Raw genomic sequence first — 3,317 nt, forward strand, 5'->3', positions numbered from 1 at the left:
TAGATAAATATACAGTTCAATTTGAACTAGATAAACCTTTTGGATTATTTTTAACACACCTTACCTTACCTTATGGTTTAATTGTTAATGAAGATATTGTAGACGAATATGGTGATGATTTTAGACAACATCCTGTTGGTACAGGTCCTTTTAAGTTTGTTAGCTGGGAACATGATGATCGTTTAGTTATGGAAGCTAATGAAGATTATTGGGATGGAAGACCATATGTAGATGAAGTAGTGTATAGGGTTATTCCTCAGCCACTTACTGATATTGCTGAATTTGAAGCCGGTAACCTTGATTTAACTACTGTCCCTACTGAAGAAAGAGAAAGATGGTTAGGTAATGAGGAATGGCAGCCATATATTCATACTATGGCAGAACTTTCAACATATTATTTGGCTTTAAATGGTGATTTTGAACCATTAGATGATCCAAAAGTTAAAAAAGCTATTGATTATGCAATAGATAGTCAAATGGTAACTGAATCACTTTTCCCACATTATGTAGCTGCTAATGATGCAATTCCTGAAGGAATGCCTGGTGGCGCAGATGTAGAATTTAAAGCTGATGTTGAAAAAGCTAAAGAATTATTGGCAGAAGCCGGTTATCCAGATGGTTTTGAAATGGAACTCTGGGTAAGTGATGGTAGTACTTCTGTTAGAGTTGGAGGAGTTTTACAGGCACTTCTTGGTAGAGTTGGCATAGAAGTAGATCTTATCAAAAATGACTGGAGTGTATTCTATTCTACAGTTAAAAATGGTAATGCTCCATCTTATTACCTATCATGGTGGGCAGATTATGCTGATCCATATAACTTCTTAAATGCACTTTATACAAGTGACAGAATAGTATTCAATAATGAAACTATTAATTCAATGCTTGATAAAATGGCATCTACAACTAATCAGCAGGAAAGAATTAGATTATCACAGGAAATTATTAAAATGGCAGATCAAATTGGTGACCCATATGTATATTTATATCACACAAGTTCATCATCAATAAAGCAACCATGGATTAAAGGTGAAATTTATCATCAAATGTATAATGCTGATAAATTAGTAACCTGGTGGATTGATCAAGATGTGAAAGCTGAAGAAACAAATTAATTATAGCAATAAATATAGTAAATAAAAAAGATGCGTCCTTTTTTATAAGGGCGCATCTATTTTAAGAAGGGAAAAGGAGGAAAAAATTGTGATTCAATACATACTAAGAAGATTACTCTTAATAATTCCAGTATTGCTAGGAGTTTTATTTTTAACCTTTGTTTTAATGTATATGGTTCCTGGTGATCCCGTTATAACAATGCTGGGACAACATGCTGAAGATGATATTATTAATAGAATAAGAGCAGAATTAAAATTAGATGATCCCTGGCATGTTCAATTTATTAATTATCTAAAAAGAACTTTAAGAGGTGATTTGGGGAGATCCTATATTTCAGGAGTTTCAGTTACTGATGCTCTTAAACAAAAACTTCCTAACACTCTTAAATTGGCTGTTACTGCAGTTATAGTCTCCACTCTTATGGGAGTTTTTATAGGCGTTATTTCAGCTGTTTATCAAAATACCTGGATTGATCATGCAGCTATGACATTTGCACTTTTATTTATATCGACACCAGTATTCTGGTTTGGAATGATATTAATTTATTTCTTTTCAATGACTTTAGGCTGGACTCCTATTTCAGGAATGGGAGATGGAGGTTTGAGTTTACAGCATTTAATTCTACCGGCAATTACTCTAGGTAGTAGATTTGCAGCTTTTTTAGCTCGTTACACTCGCTCAGTTATGTTAGAAGTTATTACTCAGGATTATATTAGAACAGCCCGATCAAAAGGTTTAAAGGAGAGAAAAGTTATCTTAAGTCATGCTTTGAGAAATGTGATGATACCTGTAGTTACAGTAGTAGGTATGAACTTTGCTTCTCTTTTAAATGGCTCAGTTTTAACAGAAACGATTTTTGCCTGGCCTGGTTTTGGTAGATATGTAGTTACTGCCATAAAAAAGAGAGACTTCCAGGTTATAGCAGGCTGTGTTTTAGTTGGTTCATTGATTTTTGTATTTTTTAATCTAATAGTAGATGTAATATATGTAGGACTTGATCCAAGGATCAAGTATGATTGATAAGGAGGGAAAAATCTAACATGCAAGCAAATAAAAAAGATAATAAAACTGCTAGAGATAAAAAGCCTAAAAGTTTATGGCAGGATACCTGGAAAAGATTAAAAAGAAATAAAGCGGCAATGATAGGTCTTGTAATGGTTATTTTGTTTATACTTATTGCTATTTTTGCTCCATTTTTAGCTCCCTATGATCCAAATGAAATAGATTTAACTTCTGTACTAAAAGCACCTTCTGCAGATCATTGGCTAGGGACAGATTATTATGGTAGAGATCTTACCAGTAGAATAATTTATGGTTCGCGTATATCTTTGAGTGTTGGAATTATAGTACAGACAATAGCCCTTACTATTGGTACTCTTATGGGTTCTCTTGCCGGTTATTATGGTGGTAAAGTAGATATGTTTATTATGCGGATTGTTGATATAGTTATGAGTTTTCCAAGTTTGTTATTAACAATAGCAATTATGGTTGCCTTAGGTCCGAGTTTATATAATGTGTTTTTGGCTTTAGGAGTTGTTTGGTGGACCAGAACGGCCAGAATTATTAGAAGTGAATTTATGCGAAATAGAGAAAAAGAATATGTTGATGCTGCTCGAGCTTTAGGAAATAATGATTTTATTATAATGTATAAACATATTTTACCTAATTGTATGGCTCCTCTTATTATTTCTTTTACAATGGGGATAGCATCTTCGATTATGGCTGAAGCTTCACTTAGTTTTCTTGGTTTGGGAGCTCAGGAACCTACACCAAGTTGGGGCTCTATTATTAATAATGGTTTACAATACTTAAGAACAAAACCCTGGTATTCTTTATTTCCAGGTTTAGCAATCGCCTATACAGTTCTTGGATTTAATTTACTTGGAGATGGATTACGGGATGCTCTTGATCCAAGAATGAAAAAATAATTTTAAAATGGGAAGGTGAAGATTTTGAGTAAAGAAAAGTTAATAGATGTAAGTAATCTAAAGACCCACTTTTTTACAGAAGAAGGTGTAGTAAAGGCAGTAGATGGAGTAGATTTTGAGATCTATCCTGGAGAGACAATAGGGATAGTAGGAGAATCTGGATGTGGAAAGAGTGTAACTTCACTATCAATAATGAGATTGGTAGAATCACCTCCAGGAAGAATAGTAGATGGAAGTATAATGTTTGAAGGAGAAGATATAGTAAAAAAGAAACAA

The 3,317-nt window shown here is 33.4% G+C and carries 4 protein-coding genes; all 4 read left to right on the forward strand.

Annotation, left to right across the window (positions count from 1 at the left end; translation table 11 throughout):
- A partial coding sequence (locus VJ881_04270; GenBank protein ID HKL75264.1) for an ABC transporter substrate-binding protein occupies positions 1–1,112 on the forward strand: 1,112 nt, incomplete at its 5' end.
- Positions 1,113–1,200: 88 nt separating this feature from the next.
- Complete coding sequence (locus tag VJ881_04275; GenBank protein HKL75265.1) at positions 1,201–2,133, forward strand: ABC transporter permease; 933 nt, start codon at positions 1,201–1,203, stop codon at positions 2,131–2,133.
- Positions 2,134–2,153: 20 nt separating this feature from the next.
- Positions 2,154–3,041, forward strand: a complete 888-nt coding sequence (locus VJ881_04280) for an ABC transporter permease (GenBank protein ID HKL75266.1) — start codon at positions 2,154–2,156, stop codon at positions 3,039–3,041.
- A 24-nt stretch (positions 3,042–3,065) separates the two neighbouring features.
- Positions 3,066–3,317: ATP-binding cassette domain-containing protein (locus tag VJ881_04285; protein HKL75267.1), on the forward strand; the 252-nt coding region annotated here is incomplete at its 3' end.

Source organism: Halanaerobiales bacterium (assembly GCA_035270125.1).
GTDB lineage: Bacteria > Bacillota > Halanaerobiia > Halanaerobiales > DATFIM01 > DATFIM01.